A 15,795-nucleotide genomic window follows, 5' to 3' on the forward strand; every position below is an offset into this window, starting at 1 on the left:
TGGCATTGACCACGCCCACTCAGCTTCGGAGTGTCGAACCGCGTCTGAGCTGGGGATTCGGCAAGGATTGGGGCTATGACCAAGAGAACTGTGCTTATCGGGGGACGCTTTTTCTTTGGCCTTTTGACGTTGGTGGCGGTGGGAACACAGCTGACAGTTCATTTGGGCATGGGCTATGACGTCTGGAACTTCTTCAGCTACTTCACCAATCTGTCCAACATCTTCGCTGCGTTGGTGCTTCTCATCAGCGGCTACAGGGTCCTGATCCGCAAACGCCCCAGCGAAATCGACGACGTCACGCGCGGCACGGCAACCATCGCCATGGCCGTGGTGGGACTCGTGTTCGGTGCACTGCTCGCCGGGGAAGATCTCGGCTCGCTGCTGCCGTGGGTCAACTTCGTGGTGCACTACCTGATCCCGGTGGTCATGGTGGTGGACTGGCTCTTCCAACCGCCGCGGGCCACGCTCACGGTCAAGCACATCTGGTACTGGCTGCTCTACCCCGTCGGCTACCTGGTCTACAGCCTGGTCCGCGGGGCCTTGGTGAACTGGTACCCGTACTGGTTCGTCGACCCCGCACGGGCAGGTGGCTGGGGCGGAGTGGTGGTGTTTGCCCTCGCCATTTCCGTCGGCTTCCTGGTGGTGAGCCTGGCGATGCTGTGGCTCGGCAACAAGCTCAAGCGGCAGGTGGACTACTAGTCGAGGAGGTGCAACTGCTCGGGGGAGTCGAGGTCTTCACCGGCGGAGAGGTCACTGCAATCGATGAGATCTATCACTTCGGGATGGGCCTGGAGGAAATAGCGGGCCCCGGCGTCGCCCGTTGCCATTTCCGTGGCCTGCGCGCGAAGGCTGGAATCCAGGAGCAGCGGATGTCCCCGCTGTAGTTTTCCGTCGTTGCCACGGTAGGCGGCCGCCGTCACCCGGCCAGGCTTGTGTGATGCCAGCAACCGGGCGACGGTTTCCGCGGTCAGGCCCGGCTGGTCCACGAGTGCGATGAGCACATGGTCCTCCGGGGCTGCGGCGGCAACTCCCGCCCGGAACGAACTTCCCATTCCGCTGGCCCAGGCCGGGTTGCTGATGATCCGGTGCCGGCTGAGATCGGTGGCCGCGCGGACCGTTTCCGCGTCCGCGCCGAGCACCGTCACCACTTCCCGGCAGCCGCCGGCGAGCAGCACGTCTGCCAGGACTTCAACGAGCGTGCGGCCCTGGAACCGGAGCAATGCCTTGGGCCCGAGCCCCAGCCGCGTCCCGGCACCGGCGGCAAGCAGCACCGCCGTCGTGCGTTGTTTGTCCAGGTCAGCCATCGCCCCAGCCTATCCAGCCACATGACAGTTGACGGCAGTGTTCCGGGGGAACACTGCCGTCAACTGTTCCATGGATGACCGGGGTCAGGCGTCGCCGCCGGTGCCGCCGGTGGTCCCGGCGTTGACGTCCAGGAGCTTGTAGCGGTCCAGCGCGTAGGCGGGCACGCCGCCGTCCACCTCGCCGCGCGAAGCCAGCAGCTGCAGGGTCTTCACCACTATCGAGTGGGTGTCGTTCTTGAAGAAGCGGCGGGCTGCTGCGCGGGTGTCGGAGAAGCCGAAGCCGTCGGCTCCGAGGGAGGCGAACTGGTGCGGGAGGAACTGGCGGATCTGGTCCGGGACGGCCTTCATGTAGTCGGTCACCGCTACCACGGGCCCCTGCGCATCGGCGAGCTGCTGCGTGACGAACGGTACGCGGGCGGGCTGGCCTGGGTTCAGGAAGGCTTCTTCCTCGGCGGCGAGCCCGTCGCGGCGCAGTTCGTTCCAGGACGTGACGGACCAGACGTCGGCGGAGACGCCCCAGTCCTCGGCGAGGATCCGCTGGGCATCCAGGGCCCACGGGACGGAGACGCCGGAGGCCAGGATCTGGCTCTTGGGCCCTTCGAGACCCGACGCCGACACCCGGTGGATGCCTTTCAGCACACCGTTGACGTCGAGGTTCTCAGGTTCGGCCGGCTGGGAGATCGGCTCGTTGTAGACCGTGATGTAGTACATGAGGTTCTTATCGGATGCAGGTCCGGTTCCATCGCCGCTTGCGGCCGGCCCGTACATGCGCTCGATGCCGTCCCGGATGATGTGGCCCATTTCGTACCCGTATGCGGGGTCATAGGTAAGGACGGCCGGGTTGGTCGAAGCCAGGATCGGGGAGTGGCCGTCGGCGTGCTGCAGGCCTTCGCCGGTCAGGGTGGTGCGGCCGGCGGTGGCGCCGATGATGAACCCGCGGGCCATCTGGTCCCCGGCGGCCCAGAAGGCGTCGCCGGTGCGCTGGAAGCCGAACATGGAGTAGAACACGTACACCGGGATCAGCGGTACGCCGTGGGTGGCGTAAGAAGTTCCCGCGGCCGTGAAGGCCGCGACTGCCCCGGCCTCATTGATACCGGGGTGGATCAGCTGGCCCTGGGCCGATTCCTTGTAGGCCAGGACCAGGTCCCGGTCCACGGAGAGATAGGCCTGTCCGTCCGGGTTGTAGATCTTGGCCGTGGGGAAGAACGCGTCCATGCCGAAGGTTCGGGACTCATCCGGAACGATGGGGACAATGCGGTGTCCGAACTTCTTATCCCTGAGCAGGTCCTTGAGCAGGCGCACGAAGGTCATGGTGGTGGCCGCCTGCTGCTTGCCGGAACCGCGCTTGGCAACCTCGTAGGTTTTGGCGTCCGGCAGCTCCGCCGGCGCGTGGTCCGGCCGGCGTTCGGGGACGAAACCGCCCAGGGCGCGGCGGCGTTCCATAAGGTACTGGATCTCGGGGGAGTTCATGCCGGGGTGGTAGTACGGGGGCCGGTAGAGGTCCGCGTCGAGCTGTTCGTCCGTGATGGGGATCCGCAGGTGGTCGCGGAACTTCTTCAGGTCATCGAGGGTGAGCTTTTTCATCTGGTGGGTCGCGTTGCGGCCCTCGAAGTGGGGTCCGAGTCCGTAGCCCTTGACCGTTTTGGCCAGGATGACGGTGGGCTTGCCCTTGAATTCGGTGGCTGCCTTATACGCGGCGTAGACCTTGTGGTAGTCGTGGCCGCCGCGCTTGAGGTTCCAGATCTCGTCATCGGAAAGGTCCGCGACCATGTCCTTGGTCTGCGGGGTTTTGCCGAAGAAGTGCTCGCGGACGAACCCGCCGGATTCTGCCTTGTAGGTCTGGTAGTCACCGTCCGGGGTCTCGTTCATGATCTTCACGAGGGAGCCGTCGGCGTCCTTGGTGAGCAGGCCGTCCCACTCCCGGCCCCAGACGACCTTGATGACGTTCCAGCCCGCGCCGCGGAAGAACGCTTCGAGTTCCTGCATGATCTTGCCGTTGCCGCGGACGGGACCGTCCAGGCGCTGGAGGTTGCAGTTGATCACGAAGTTGAGGTTGTCGAGCTTGTCGTTCGCGGCGAGCTGGAGCAGACCGCGGGACTCGGGCTCGTCCATTTCGCCGTCGCCCAGGAACGCCCAGACCTGCTGGTCCGAGGTGTCCTTGAGGCCGCGGTTGTGCAGGTACCGGTTGGACTGGGCCTGGTAGATCGCGTTCATCGGGCCGATGCCCATCGAGACCGTGGGGAATTCCCAGAACTTCGGCATGAGGCGCGGGTGCGGGTAGGAGGAGAGCGCGTGGCCTTCCTTGGACTTTTCCTGCCGGAATCCGTCCAGGTCCTCCTCGGCGAGTCGGCCTTCCATGAACGCGCGGGCGTACATGCCGGGGGAGGCGTGGCCCTGGAAGAAGACCTGGTCGCCGCCGCCGGGGTGGTCCTTGCCGCGGAAGAAATGGTTGAAGCCGACCTCGTACAGGGTGGCGGCGCCGGCGTACGTGGAGATGTGCCCGCCCACGCCGATATCGGACCGCTGCGCCCGGTGCACCATGATGGCGGCGTTCCAGCGCATGTACGCCCGGTACTTCTGTTCGATCTCTTCGTCCCCCGGGAACGCCGTTTCCTGGTCCACCGGGATGGTGTTCACGTAGTCCGTGGTGGTCACCATCGGAACGCCGACGCTCTGCGCGCCCGCCCTTTGGAGCAGGCTCCGCATGATGTATTGGGCACGCTCGGTGCCCTGTTCCTGGATCAGGGCATCCAGGGACTCCAGCCATTCGGCGGTCTCTTCCGGATCACGATCGGGCAGCTGGTTTGTCAACCCGCTGAGGATATGGGAGGTCTCTTCTCCTGCAGCCACGTCCAGCCTCTTTTCATCGTTGAATAGTTGGCTCAAGTTTTCATTCTGTGAGAAAACTTTATTGCATCTCGAGATTATCCAAGCGACGATCCGCGCGTCAAGGTGAGCGGACGGTCACAATCGGCGGCCAAGGGCTCCGAAGCGCCGGCCGCCGAGGGGTACTGCCTGAACGCTCAGCTGCCCCGGTAGGTGGAATACGCGAACGGGCTCAGCAGGAGCGGCACGTGGTAGTGCGGCTCCGACTCCACCACGCCAAACGTGAGGGTTACCTCCGGGAAGAACGTCTCGGTGCCGCTCGCTGCGAAGTACTTGCCTGTGTCGAATGCGAGGCGGTAGGTGCCCGAAGGCAGCCGCTCCGGTCCCAGCTCTTTGATGCGTCCGTCCGCATCGGTGGCGCCGTCTGCGATCCGGACCCAGCGCTCGCCGTCGAGCACGTGGAGGGTTACCGGGACCTCGGCTGCCGGTTTTCCGGAACCGGTATCGAGTACATGCGTGGTGACGTGGGAAATGCTCATTTGCCCATCAGTCCTTCGAGTCGGAGCACTGCGATTTCCCGCAACTGCTGGCCAATGATTGATTGCTCTGCTTCGGGGGTGTGGGCGAGCCTGGTGTTGAGGGCGGCCAGGATCTCCTCCCGGCTGCGGCCGGCGGCGCGGATCAGGAACACCTGCCCGAACTTCTCCTCGTAGGCCCGGTTGCCCTCAGCCAGGGCCTCGGCGACGGCCGCGTCGGCCACGCCCAGTCCGGCCTGTTCCGACTGGGACAGCCTGGCTTCGGCACTGTCGCCCTGCGCCCGCTCGCCGATCCGCGGATGGTGGGCGAGGGCTGCCTCGATCTCTGCCGGCGTGAATGGATTGGCTGCACCGCGGCCCGCGGCCAGGAGCGCGTCGGGACTGGAATAGGGCCGCGCGTCGGCGAGCTCGTCGATCCAGCGTTGGATATCCAGGCAGGGGCGCAGGAAAGCGGCAGCCTCCGTGCGGCCGGCCGCGTTGAACTGTTCAAGATGCATGAGGCAAGTCCTCGTGTTTCGATGCTGGCATCCACGGTGTGAGGCTATGCGGATATTTTATTCCGCATCATGGAACTGTTATTTCAGCATATGCAAAAGTCAACCGCACGCACCTGCGGGTGTCAACTTCCGGGACGCTGCTCGGGTGATGCCCCAACGGAAAGGGGGACGCCCCCAACAGAAAGCGGACGACGGCGGGAGGTCCCGCCGTCGCCCGCCGACGGGCAGCGTCCGCTGACGGAAAAACGGTCAGCCGTCCCGCCGTGGGTGCGTCCGTGGTTACAGCCGCGGGACGCACTCCCCGGTTCCCAGCAACGCCAGCCCGGCGCGGTCGCCATCGCCGAAGTCGAACTGCCCGCTGTTTTCCTCATGCATCAGCTGCGTGGGATCGTCCACGTGGTCCAGCCCCAGGACGTGCCCCAGCTCGTGCATGATGATGGCGCGGATGTGGGCAGGTCCCTCCGGCCAGGCCAGCGTTTCCGCAAGGCCCGGCGCATCGAGGGTCACCTGGCCGGCGACGTACACATAGGGCTCGCCAGGGATGTGGGCGTAGGCGCTGCCGCCGGTCCCTGCAACCTTCCCGGCCAGTTTGGGTGCTTCCTCCGGAGATGACCACGCAATGAGAATCGGCGCCCACTGCTTGCCGTAGCGCGCCGGCTGGTACGCTTCGCGGGCTTCGGATGGCGCCTCAGACGTGGTTCCGTCATACACGAACTGCAGTCCCGAGGCCGCGGAAACCGCGGACACGGCCTCCTGGATAAGTACGTCCGTTCCTGGCGGCGCATTGTCCGGCCGGACCACGTAGTGCAGCGGACGGCAGGGGTCATAGGCCACAAAGGCCTGGCCCGGGTCCGGGGACTTCTGCAGGACATAGGCGGTGGATCCGCTGGTGGCCGGCGGCAGGCCGAGCGGGGCTGATGCGGCTTCAAACCCTGGCGGCGGCACTTTGGCGCCCGGCAGGTGGGGCATGGCTGCCGGCAACACAAACCGTTCGAAAAGGGTCGGCGTGAAGTAGAGACCCGCCACCAGGGCGATGCCCAGGACCGTGGCTGTGCGCGATTTCCACTTGCGCCCGCTGACTTTCCGGCGGTGGACGGTCCTCTTTGCCGAGATTGGCGAGATGGGGGCACCGCGCCACGGCTCGCGCGCTGGCGGCTTGCCCAGTGCCTCATCGATTGCCCATTGCGGAATGCGCCCGCTGGGCGAACGGCGGATGGGGGGAAACTCCCTGTCGCCAGAATCTGATTCCAACAGTTCCCCCTTGCGCTGCCGTGCCATCTCCTTTGATGGTCTGCCCAGCATAGTGGCGGTCCCGTTGATCCGTACGAGATTGCCCTTCCACGGGCAGACGGAGTACATGTCGCTGTTCTTGAGGTAGCCCGCATTGACGGCGTCGCGGGGGAAGTAGCGGTTGCCTTCTCCGGTATCGTGGGTCCATGGTGCGGAACCTGGCCGACATCGGCGCTGAAGGTGTATTGCTCGCCGGGGCGGGCCGTGCCATCCTGCTGCAGATCGCGAACCCCGCTGTGGGCCATGGCGTCGCCGAGCACAGTGACTTTATTGCCCGGCCGCTGGACCGCTTCCGGGCCACCGTCACCTACGTCTACGCCGTGGTTTACGGCACCGAAGCCCAGGTCGCGGCCGTTCGCCGCAGCGTCAACCGGGCCCACTCCGCGGTCCGCCGCAAGCCCGAATCCGGCTCCCACGGGTACAGCGCGTTCGATGCCCAGGCGCAATTATGGGTGGTGGCCACCCTGTACGACACAGCCATCACCGTCTACGAGAAAATCTATGGCCCGCTGGACGACGAGGCAGCCGACCTTATGTACAGCGACTACGCAAGAATCGGCACCGTCCTGCAACTGCCGGCGAACCTTTGGCCGGCCGACCGCACAGCCTTCAGGACATACTGGGACACGTCCCTGCTGACACTGGAGCTGGACGCCGTCACCGCCGGCGTCGGCCGCGACCTCCTGTACCCGCCAGCCGGGCCACTCTGGCTGCGGATGAGCATGCCGCTGATCCGGTTTGTTACCGCCGGTTTGCTGCCGGACCACCTGCGCGCCGGCTTCGGGCTGCCGTGGAGCGACCGCCACAGCCGCCTGTTCGAACGCACCACCCGGTGGTCCGCACTGGTGTACCCACGGCTGCCGCGGCTGCTCCGGCACTGCGTCAAGAACTACTGCCTCGGCCGGCTCCGCACCTCGTAGGCAACCACCGTATGGGGAAAGCGGACGACGGCGGGAGGTCCCGCCGTCGTCCGCTTTCCCTGGTCTCAAATACGATTGACCGACGATCGAGATCGAAAGTTTGAGCTGTCTATGAAGGTCACCACCACAACGCTCCAGATGCTCCAGCCGCCCGCCTGGACGGCGCGCCTGTTGCCCGATGACGCACGGCTGGACCGGGCTGACGGGGTCACGCCGGAGTATGCCCGGTTCCTCTATGGCCTGGTGGGCGGCCCGTGGCACTGGACGGATCGGCTCGAGTGGACACGGCAGCAGTGGGCCGAGGAGCTCGCGGTGCCGGGGACGGAATTTTGGGTCCTCTATGGGGAGGGCGTGCCGTGGGGCTATGTCCATCTTCAGCCCGTCGTTGCCGAGGACGGCACCCACGTCGAAGTCAGGTACTTCGGCCTTTCAGAGCAGGCGATCGGACGGGGCCTCGGCGGCCGGCTGCTGGAACACGGCATCACGGCGGCATGGTCGCTGGCACAACGCTTCGACCTCCCGCAGGTGTCCCGGGTCTGGGTCCACACTTGCACGCTGGACGGTCCCGCGGCCCTGGCAAACTACCAGTCCCGCGGCTTTGAGCCCTGCGGGACCGAGGACGGGGACACGGAAGTGGCGGAGGAGCCGCTCGGTTCCTGGGTGGCCACCGGCGGTCGATAGGAGATCGCGTAACTGACGCGGACGGACGCGGCTGGGGTTGGTGAATCGCAGTTCCTGAGAAGTAGATGAGCCCGAAAGCCGTGAGTGATTTGGCCGGCACCCATCCTAGAAATTTGGGCAAATGCCCTCGTTTATGCGTGTAAACGGGGGAAAAAATCCCTTGAGTTGTGACCTCGCGCACACCAAAGTTGAGTGCACCGATCAGTCACATTTCACATCAGCCGCCTCTCACGTTGGAGAAGAGCCATGCCTCAATCATCCGTTGCCCCACCCGCAACAACGTCCGGTCCCAAAATAGACAAGATGCGCAAGATCGCAGTAGCCAGTGTCATCGGAACCACCGTTGAGTGGTACGACCTGTTCCTCTTTGCTACCGCTTCTGCCCTCGTTTTTAACAAGATCTTCTTCCCCAGCTTTGATGCGCTGGTCGGAACCATGCTGGCGTTCGGCACGTTCGCTGCTGCCTATGTTGCTCGAATGGCAGGCGCCGCACTCTTCGGCCACTTCGGTGACCGGATGGGGCGCAAATCGATGCTCCTCACATCACTGCTGACGATGGGTGCCGCGACCTTTGCCATCGGCCTCCTGCCGGACTACGCAACAATCGGTATCGCGGCGCCGATCCTCCTGCTCGTGCTTCGAGTCATTCAGGGACTTGCCCTGGGCGGGGAGTGGGGCGGAGCGGTCCTGATGGTGGTGGAGCATTCTCCGAAGGACAAGCGCGGATTCTACGGTTCCCTAGTCCAGGTCGGTGTCCCGGGCGGAACGCTGATCGCCAACCTCGTGTTCCTGATCATCGCCGGAATCATGCCGGAGGAAGCCCTGCTTGCGTGGGGCTGGCGGATTCCCTTCCTGGCCAGTGTCATCCTGGTTGCCGTAGGCCTTTACATTCGACTGACCCTGGAAGAGACGCCGTCATTCCAGGCCGTCAAGGACGCGGGAGCCAAGGCAAAAATGCCGCTGGCCGAACTGCTGCGAAAGTACTGGAAGCAGGTCCTTCTCGGCGCGCTGGCAACAATTTCCACCGGAACAGCCTTCAATATCCTGGTGGCGTTCGGGCTTACCTACGGCAAGACAAAACTGGGCTTTTCCACCAACGACATGCTGATTGCAGTCCTGGCGGCGTGCGCCGTAGGAATCATCATGCTCCCCGTTTTCGGCAAACTATCGGACAAATTTGGCCGCAAGCCCATTATCGTCGGCGGGATAATCGCCGAGATCGTCGTCGCATTCCCGCTGTTCTGGCTGATGGACACCCGTTCCCTCGCCGGCGTGGTCTTCGGATACATCCTGCTGATGACGGCATTTTGCGCCAACTACGGCCCGATCGCCACTTTCCTGGCCGAACTCTTCGGATCGCGGGTCCGATACTCCGGCCTCTCCGTCGCTTACATGCTCGCCGGACTCCTTGGGAGTGCGATTACGCCTGTCGTCACTACAGCTCTGCTGAACGCCACAGGCCAGGGGTCTTCCGTGGCATGGTTCATGATCGGCTCGGCTGCCGTTTCCCTCGTGGCACTGCTGCTGCTAACTGAAACCCTGCGTTCCAACATCGACGCAATCCACGAGGCTCCCGCCGAGGCTGCCGACCGCGACGAACTTTCCCGCGCATGATCCGGCGCATCGGCACGATGGACGGCGTCAGCGCCCTGCCCAGTCCACCCCCTCGGGCGGTCGTGGCAAATGGCCTGGTATTTACCTCAGGACAGGTACCGCTGCGCTCCGTCCCTGAAGTGGAGAACGGGAACTTTGCCGACGACGTTCGGCTGGCGCTGGCAAACCTCTCTGCGATTCTCGAAGAGTCGGGGTCCAGCCTGAAACACGTACTGAAAATAACGACGTTCCTCACGGATCCACGGCTGGCCGACTACAACGAGATCTACGTGGACGTCTTCGGCGATAACCTTCCTGCCAGGACGACGGTTATGGTGTCCGAAAGCGATTACAGCATTGAGATCCATTGCATAGCGGCGGTGGCGGACGGTCACAAGCCACCGCTTATCCGCCGGATCACAAACGCTCTAGGAATGGCTCCGGTCCTGGGACCCTATTCCCAGGCTGTCGTTGCAAACGGAATGGTCTTCACATCGGGCCAGATCCCGGCCCGAACCAGCATGCAGGACCAGCCGGAGGACTTCGCCGGAAAAGTCCGCCAGACCTTGACCAACCTGGAAGCCATCCTCCTTGAGGCAGGCTCTGATCTTGCACACGTCGCGAAGGTCACCACCTACTTGACGGACCCGGAGCAGTTGGCTGAATACAACCGTGTGTACGCCGAGGTTTTCGGGTCAACGTTGCCGGCCCGCACTTCATGCTGCGTTGGCATCTGGGACATAGCGCTGGAAATCGAATGCATTGCTTTCGTAGCGGACGGACCGTCACAGGCCCCATTTCCTCAGGAACCGGAGCTTGTCTCCGCTACCCAGAAAGCAGGGGAGACATGCTAACGCGGCTGGCCACATTTCCAGGGATGGCAGCCTCGGTGGGACCGTTCTCCCAAGCTGTGGTTGCAGGGGGATTTGTCTTCACCACAGGCCAGATTCCGCTGAGCTCCAGGACGGACGATCGGCCGGCGGACTTTGAAGGGAAAGTCCGCCAGGTGCTGACCAATCTCCAAACCGTTCTTGAGGGGGCAGGCTCCAGCCTTGACCACGTGGTCAACGCGACCGTGTACCTATCCGACCGGAGCCAGGAGGAGGAATACCGCCGCGTCTATGCTGAAGTTTTCAGTTCCCGTGCACCTGCACTCACGTCGATCTGCGTGGGAATCTGGGATTTCTCCTTCGAGATTCAGTGCATAGCTGTCATGAAGGAGGGCAGCAGCTTATGAACGGCACCGTTCGTCTGACCCAGGCCCTGGATGCTGAGCTGGTCAGCCGGCTTCAGTCCGTGAGCTTTCCCACCATCGGGCATTTTCTGGAGGAAGGATTCCTCGACTCGGGCATCCGGTCGATGCTCCGGAACGTCCACCTTGTTGGCCGGGCCGTGACCGTTCGAGTTGCCTCCGCGGATGCCTTCGCCACGAACCGTGCGCTGGCGCTTCTGGAACCTGGCGACGTTCTTGTCATCGAAACCGGGCATGACACCACGCATGCACCTGTAGGTGCTGTCACCGCGTGTGCAGCCCAATGCGCCGGTGCCGCAGGGATCGTTGTGGACGGGGTGGTGACCGACATCGTGGAGCTCCGGGGCGCAGGGCTTCCGGTGTTCGCCCGCGGAACCAGTGTCCTCACGGCTAAGCGCAAGCTCGATGCCAACAGCGCGGTGAATGTTCCGGTGCTGTGCGGCGGGGTGATGGTGAACCCCGGCGACGTAGTTATGGCCGACGACAACGGCGTCCTGGTTCTCTCGCCCGAGGAGGCCGCAGCCATTGTTGACCTGGCCCTGTCAACGGACCGTGCTGAGCCGGACATTCTGCGACGCCTGCGTTCCGGAGAGGCCATCGATACGGTTCTTCCCGGCGGCATGGAATAAGCTCCACGCGCCTGTCCGGAATATCCCGGCCGGGCGCTTAGCTGTTTAAGGTGGGCCGCACCAGGATCTTCCGCGCACAATTTGTGGTCCGGTGCGTTTCCGAAACATCGACGTGCATCGCGATCGCCAGCAGCGAATCCTTCTCTGGCTGGACCAAAACCTTCACCGATCCACGACTCTGCGCCGCGATCGTCGACCGACTCACCTTCAACGGTGCCATCATCGAAACCGGCACCAACTCATACCGCCTCGCACACACCATCGCCCAACAGGGACTCAGCTAAATCGGGGATCGTCGACAACCAAGAACGACCCCGGCATCACATGGGTCGTTCAGCGTCTGATCACCCGTCCTTGGCAAGGATGAAGGTGACGAAGCCCATGACGTCACGGTGGCCGCGCAACCACATCATTCTTGCCTTGTCCAACTCGTCCCGAATTTCTGTCGCCGACTCGTGCCCGGGGTGGGTTACAAGCCACTGCTCCCGATTTCGGAGATGGCCGCACTCAAATTCTTCCCATTCCTGACTGGTTGAGGTCCGCAGATCCAGAACGCGCCACCCAGCGCGGGTGACCTTGTCGACAAGGTCGGGAAGGAGTAAAGCATCATCAACCGTTGTCCCTTGCCACATGTGAGCCAACTGAATATCGGTTGGGACAACAGACCAGAACTCGGCACCAAAAACCAGACGTCCGGAAGGCGTGGTCGAGCTGCGAAGACGGGACAGGGCTTCGCTGATCGTCCCAAAAGCTTGGTACGAACCTACGTTGAGCACGAGGTCGGCGCTCTCCGCGTAATCCGCAGACGATTCCGCCTGGAATACGACCCGGTCAGCAAGCCCCCGTTGCTTAGCTGCCATGCGTGCCTGCTCAACGTAGGACTCCTTGATGTCAATGCCCGTGCCGCTGGTATTCGGCATCGCCTCAAGGATGTCCAGGAGCATTCCACCCCATCCGCACCCATGGTCCAAGACCGTTCGTGGTCGATTAGTTGCGAGATCGTTGATCAAGCGGTCGAAGGATTGCCGTCCGATCGGCGAATTGGTTCTGAGGACGGACGCTCCGCCACGGGCAGGTGGCGTGTTGGGATCAGTCATGACGCTCAACCTAACATCCGTTTGGTAATCATCAATCGCTCTCGCGCTATGCGCTGGCGTCAACCTCTGACGACGTCGCACGCATACTCGGCAGGCCCGCTCGCGACTTCACCGACTACGCGCAGACAACCGCCAGCACTGGCGTGTGGAGCATTTAGTCCGGGGGAGGAGCCGTGAAGCGGCTTTTAGAACCGGGCAAGCACCGGTGCGAGCCGGTGGATGCCCTCGGTGATGAGGTCGGGGCTAAGTGCGCTGAATGCCAGGCGCAGCTGATTCGACGGCGCAGTGCCGAGCGAAAACGCGGCTCCCGGGAAGTACACCACACAGGCGTCCACCGCCGTCGTGATGAGCGCCTGGGTGTCCACGGCCCCGGGCAACGTGAGCCAGGTGAAAAAGCCGCCTTCAGGCCTGGTCCAGGTCACGCCGTCGGGCATGGTCTCGGAGAGGGCAGACAGGGCGGCATCACTGCGGAGCCGATAGGCGGCACGGGAGACTTCGAGCTGGCCTTGCCAGTCGTAGTCGCGCAGATAAGCAGAGGTGAGCATCTGGTTGAAAGCCGGCGGGCAAAGGGTGCTGGACTCTCCGATAATGAGGAAACGCTGCTTCAAGTGAGGCGGAACCAGCGCCCAGCCGAGCCTGAGGCCGGGAGAGAATATTTTGGAGAACGAACTCAAATAGATGACGTCCAGGGGGTTGGCCGCCCGCATTGCAGGGAGCGCGTCGCCACGGTAGCGGAGCAATCCATAAGGGTTGTCCTCCACCACCAGGATGTTGGCCTCCCGGCAGATGTCGACTACCTGCTGCCGCCGTTCCAGGCTGAGCGTCACACCGGTTGGATTGTTGAAGTTGGGAATCGTGTAGAGGAACTTGATGTGCTTCCCCAGTCCCCGCAACGTATCGATGCGTTCCCGCAGAGCTTCGGGGACCAGGCCGTCGGAGTCCGTGAGGACCGGCTGGACGTCCACTTCGTAGACGGAAAATGTACCGAGGGCGCCCATATACGTGGCGTCATCGGTCAGCACGGTGTCCCCCGGATCGCAAAGAATCTTCGTCACGGTGTCAAGGCCGGACTGGGATCCGATGGTCACGGAAACGTCGTCGGGGTCGGCGTCATTGATGCCTTCGAGGGACATGACGGTGCAGATCTGCGACCGCAGTTCCTCGGTTCCCTGCCCCGCACCATACTGCAGCGCCCGGGAACCCTGGCCGGTGATGATGGCGGCCGCCGTCTTGCCGAGGGCCTCGAGGGGCAGCGATCCGACGTCGGGGTTTCCACCTGCCAGCGAAATAATCCCTGGCCGGGCCGCGGCGGCAAAGATCTCCCGCACGGCCGTGGATGGGGTGGGTGCCGCCCGTCGGGCCCACAGTTCCGTGTGGCCCGGGCGGACGGGCATGACCTCCGGCTCCACCACGGTCATGGTGAGATTCCCGCAGCGTCTGATGGGACGTGCTGCAGGACCTTTGGCCTGCCGTCCGTCAATTGCAGGCCAGGTGTTAGGTGCGTGAACGTGCCGCCGACGGAAGTGGCGAGCACTTTGAGTCCGGAGATATCGTCAACGTCGAGCGGAGAGCCGGACAGGACAGTGAAGTCCGCCAGTTTCCCGGGGGTCAGTGCGCCCTTGATGTGGGACGTGCCGGTGGCTGCGGCCGCTCCGGTGGTATAGGCCGCCAGGGCCTGAAGCGGGGTCAGCCGCTCATCCGGGTTCCCGAAGACGTTCCCGCTTGAGGTGCGCCTGTCCACGAACGCCTGCATTCCGCGGAGCACGTTGCCGTCTGCCACCGGGCGGTCCGAGCTGCCGGCAACAGTCACGCCGGCCGCCAGGAAGGACGCTGCCCGATAGGCCCAACCCAACCGTTCCTGGCCCAGCGAGGCGGTCATGCCGTCCCCGCCGTCGGCGAAGAAGCTGGCCTGCGGGGTGACGGCGATTTCAGCCGCCGCGATCCGGGCCACCTGTTCGGGCCTGGTGATGGACGCGTGTTCGATCCGGTTGGGCACGGTCCGCGGTGCGTACTTTTCCGCGCACTCCGTGATGATGTCAATCGCCAGGTCCACTGCCCGGTCGCCGATGGCATGGGCGGCGATGGACCAGCCCGCCGCGTAGGCGGCCTCGATCCGGTTCCGCAGCGCTTCCGGATCGGCCTGGAAATACCCGGTGTTGCTGCTGTTGTCGGTGTGCCCGTGGCTGCAGTAGGCCTCGCTGACCGCCGCCGTTTCGCCCAGCAGCGAGCCGTCCAGAAAAACTTTGGCCGGCCCGAGGGACAGAAAGTCGTTGCCAAACCCGCTGTACATGCCCAAATCGAGGCCAGCCGCTCCGGCCGGATCTGAGCCATGCCCCTCCAGCGGGTGGAGCGCATCCAGGACCGGCATGAGCTGCGCACGTGCGTGGAGCCTGCCGTTGGCCAGGGCGCGCTGGTAGGCGGCCAGTTCCACGGGGCTGTGTCCAATCCAGCCGCCACCGATTCCGGCTTCGGTGAAGCTGGTGATTCCTTCCGACGCGTAGTACCGGGTCCCACGGTCCAGGGCTGCTTCGATGCCATCCAAGGTATACGGCAGGATCAGCTGTTGGATCAGCTGCTGCGCCGTCTCCTGGACCAGCCCCGTGGGCCGGCCGGCGGCGCCGCGGACTATCACCCCGCCGTCGGGGTCCGGAAACGACGGCGACTCGGCACCTGCCAGCCGCAGCGCCGCGGTGTTGACCACGGCCATGTGACCCGAGTTGTGGCGGATAAACAACGGCCGGTTCCCCGTGATCCGGTCCAGTACGGCGATGTCCGGAAACTGGCCCCCGTGCTGGGTCTGGCTGAAGCCGGTGGCCATGAGCCATCCGGTCTGCTGATCCGTGGTTTTCTCCTCGCCGGTAGCCCCAACCGTGGCCATGTCGGCCTCCAGCAGGGCATACAGCTGGTCCAGGCCGCGGGCGGCAGCAACATCCACTTCTGCCAGGCCCAGGCCGAACCAGGTTGTGTGGCAGTGGGCGTCGATGAATCCGGGAGTCACCGTAGCGCCGTGGAGGTCCAGGACCTCGACGGCGTCCAGCCCGTACAGGTCTTCGTCCAGGCCGACCACGCGGCCCTGCCAGATGCCCAACGATGTGGCGTGCGGGCGCCGCTCGTCCATGGTGATGATGTCCGCATTGCACAGCAGCAGATCGAGTTTCATGGTTTACCTA

15 protein-coding genes and 2 pseudogenes are annotated in these 15,795 nt (G+C 64.0%); 8 read left to right on the forward strand and 9 right to left on the reverse strand.

Annotated elements, in window-relative coordinates; translation table 11 throughout:
• Positions 1-75 precede the first annotated feature (75 nt).
• Positions 76-699, forward strand: coding sequence for a Pr6Pr family membrane protein (locus AU252_RS13770; protein ID WP_056340720.1), 624 nt, complete (start codon positions 76-78; stop codon positions 697-699).
• Here the strand turns inward: AU252_RS13770 and nboR are convergent.
• The 6 genes and pseudogenes from nboR to AU252_RS23875 all read right to left on the reverse strand — a co-directional run.
• Entirely contained in the window at positions 696-1,304 is a 609-nt protein-coding gene (gene nboR / locus AU252_RS13775; protein ID WP_058931216.1) for a nicotine blue oxidoreductase, read from the reverse strand. The genes AU252_RS13770 and nboR overlap by 4 nt on opposite strands.
• 84 nt (positions 1,305-1,388) lie before the next feature.
• Positions 1,389-4,154, reverse strand: coding sequence for a pyruvate dehydrogenase (acetyl-transferring), homodimeric type (aceE, locus tag AU252_RS13780; protein WP_058932943.1), 2,766 nt, complete (start codon positions 4,152-4,154; stop codon positions 1,389-1,391).
• Between the two features lie 173 nt (positions 4,155-4,327).
• Entirely contained in the window at positions 4,328-4,669 is a 342-nt protein-coding gene (gene uraH / locus AU252_RS13785) for a hydroxyisourate hydrolase (protein ID WP_058931217.1), read from the reverse strand.
• Positions 4,666-5,163 carry a 2-oxo-4-hydroxy-4-carboxy-5-ureidoimidazoline decarboxylase gene (uraD, locus tag AU252_RS13790; RefSeq protein ID WP_058931218.1) on the reverse strand — a complete coding sequence of 166 codons (498 nt, stop codon included), beginning with the start codon at positions 5,161-5,163 and terminating at the stop codon, positions 4,666-4,668. The genes uraH and uraD overlap by 4 nt, the downstream gene beginning before the upstream one ends.
• A 279-nt stretch (positions 5,164-5,442) precedes the next feature.
• Complete coding sequence (locus tag AU252_RS13795; RefSeq protein ID WP_240484181.1) at positions 5,443-6,414, reverse strand: matrixin family metalloprotease; 972 nt, start codon at positions 6,412-6,414, stop codon at positions 5,443-5,445.
• 90 nt (positions 6,415-6,504) lie between these two features.
• Positions 6,505-6,639 (reverse strand): annotated as a pseudogene (locus AU252_RS23875) (hypothetical protein); the annotation flags it as partial.
• On the opposite strand from AU252_RS23875, the gene AU252_RS13800 reads away from it, so the two are divergent.
• The 7 genes and pseudogenes from AU252_RS13800 to AU252_RS13830 all read left to right on the forward strand — a co-directional run.
• Positions 6,600-7,373: an oxygenase MpaB family protein gene (locus AU252_RS13800; RefSeq protein ID WP_058931219.1), complete on the forward strand. Its 774-nt coding sequence runs from the start codon at positions 6,600-6,602 to the stop codon at positions 7,371-7,373. The pseudogene AU252_RS23875 and the gene AU252_RS13800 overlap by 40 nt on opposite strands.
• A 111-nt stretch (positions 7,374-7,484) precedes the next feature.
• Positions 7,485-8,054: a GNAT family N-acetyltransferase gene (locus AU252_RS13805; RefSeq protein ID WP_058931220.1), complete on the forward strand. Its 570-nt coding sequence runs from the start codon at positions 7,485-7,487 to the stop codon at positions 8,052-8,054.
• Positions 8,055-8,357: 303 nt separating this feature from the next.
• Positions 8,358-9,668: an MFS transporter gene (locus tag AU252_RS13810; RefSeq protein WP_099093393.1), complete on the forward strand. Its 1,311-nt coding sequence runs from the start codon at positions 8,358-8,360 to the stop codon at positions 9,666-9,668.
• Positions 9,665-10,501, forward strand: a complete 837-nt coding sequence (locus tag AU252_RS24575) for a RidA family protein (RefSeq protein WP_240484182.1) — start codon at positions 9,665-9,667, stop codon at positions 10,499-10,501. Before AU252_RS13810 ends, AU252_RS24575 begins: the two co-directional genes overlap by 4 nt.
• A 23-nt stretch (positions 10,502-10,524) precedes the next feature.
• Positions 10,525-10,884, forward strand: a complete 360-nt coding sequence (locus AU252_RS13820; protein ID WP_240484183.1) for a RidA family protein — start codon at positions 10,525-10,527, stop codon at positions 10,882-10,884.
• Positions 10,881-11,528: an RraA family protein gene (locus AU252_RS13825; protein ID WP_058931223.1), complete on the forward strand. Its 648-nt coding sequence runs from the start codon at positions 10,881-10,883 to the stop codon at positions 11,526-11,528. Before AU252_RS13820 ends, AU252_RS13825 begins: the two co-directional genes overlap by 4 nt.
• A 110-nt stretch (positions 11,529-11,638) precedes the next feature.
• A pseudogene (locus AU252_RS13830) lies at positions 11,639-11,812 on the forward strand (ATP-binding protein); the annotation flags it as partial.
• 60 nt (positions 11,813-11,872) lie between these two features.
• Here AU252_RS13830 and AU252_RS13835 read toward each other — a convergent pair.
• The 3 genes from AU252_RS13835 to AU252_RS13845 all read right to left on the reverse strand — a co-directional run bounded on the left by AU252_RS13835 (position 11,873) and on the right by AU252_RS13845 (position 15,785).
• The gene (locus AU252_RS13835; RefSeq protein WP_157768985.1) at positions 11,873-12,625 is read right to left on the reverse strand and encodes an SAM-dependent methyltransferase; all 753 of its coding nucleotides are present in this window, start codon (positions 12,623-12,625) and stop codon (positions 11,873-11,875) included.
• A 185-nt stretch (positions 12,626-12,810) separates the two neighbouring features.
• Entirely contained in the window at positions 12,811-14,043 is a 1,233-nt protein-coding gene (locus tag AU252_RS13840) for a PLP-dependent aminotransferase family protein (protein WP_058931225.1), read from the reverse strand.
• Positions 14,040-15,785 (reverse strand): amidohydrolase, encoded by a 1,746-nt coding sequence (locus AU252_RS13845; RefSeq protein WP_083510393.1) that lies wholly within the window; start codon positions 15,783-15,785, stop codon positions 14,040-14,042. Before AU252_RS13845 ends, AU252_RS13840 begins: the two co-directional genes overlap by 4 nt.
• Positions 15,786-15,795: the final 10 nt, after the last annotated feature.

The organism is Pseudarthrobacter sulfonivorans (assembly GCF_001484605.1).
Taxonomy (GTDB): Bacteria; Actinomycetota; Actinomycetes; order Actinomycetales; family Micrococcaceae; genus Arthrobacter; species Arthrobacter sulfonivorans_A.

Excerpts from the sequence above, each read along its gene's own strand:
- AU252_RS13770 (WP_056340720.1), top strand. The coding sequence starts at position 76 with ATGACCAAGAGAACTGTGCTTATCGGGGGACGCTTTTTCTTTGGCCTT.
- nboR (WP_058931216.1), bottom strand. The coding sequence starts at position 1,304 with ATGGCTGACCTGGACAAACAACGCACGACGGCGGTGCTGCTTGCCGCC.
- uraH (WP_058931217.1), bottom strand. The coding sequence starts at position 4,669 with ATGAGCATTTCCCACGTCACCACGCATGTACTCGATACCGGTTCCGGA.
- uraD (WP_058931218.1), bottom strand. The coding sequence starts at position 5,163 with ATGCATCTTGAACAGTTCAACGCGGCCGGCCGCACGGAGGCTGCCGCT.
- AU252_RS13800 (WP_058931219.1), top strand. The coding sequence starts at position 6,600 with ATGGTGCGGAACCTGGCCGACATCGGCGCTGAAGGTGTATTGCTCGCC.
- AU252_RS13805 (WP_058931220.1), top strand. The coding sequence starts at position 7,485 with ATGAAGGTCACCACCACAACGCTCCAGATGCTCCAGCCGCCCGCCTGG.
- AU252_RS13810 (WP_099093393.1), top strand. The coding sequence starts at position 8,358 with ATGCGCAAGATCGCAGTAGCCAGTGTCATCGGAACCACCGTTGAGTGG.
- AU252_RS24575 (WP_240484182.1), top strand. The coding sequence starts at position 9,665 with ATGATCCGGCGCATCGGCACGATGGACGGCGTCAGCGCCCTGCCCAGT.
- AU252_RS13820 (WP_240484183.1), top strand. The coding sequence starts at position 10,525 with ATGGCAGCCTCGGTGGGACCGTTCTCCCAAGCTGTGGTTGCAGGGGGA.
- AU252_RS13825 (WP_058931223.1), top strand. The coding sequence starts at position 10,881 with ATGAACGGCACCGTTCGTCTGACCCAGGCCCTGGATGCTGAGCTGGTC.
- AU252_RS13835 (WP_157768985.1), bottom strand. The coding sequence starts at position 12,625 with ATGACTGATCCCAACACGCCACCTGCCCGTGGCGGAGCGTCCGTCCTC.
- AU252_RS13840 (WP_058931225.1), bottom strand. The coding sequence starts at position 14,043 with ATGACCGTGGTGGAGCCGGAGGTCATGCCCGTCCGCCCGGGCCACACG.
- AU252_RS13845 (WP_083510393.1), bottom strand. The coding sequence starts at position 15,785 with ATGAAACTCGATCTGCTGCTGTGCAATGCGGACATCATCACCATGGAC.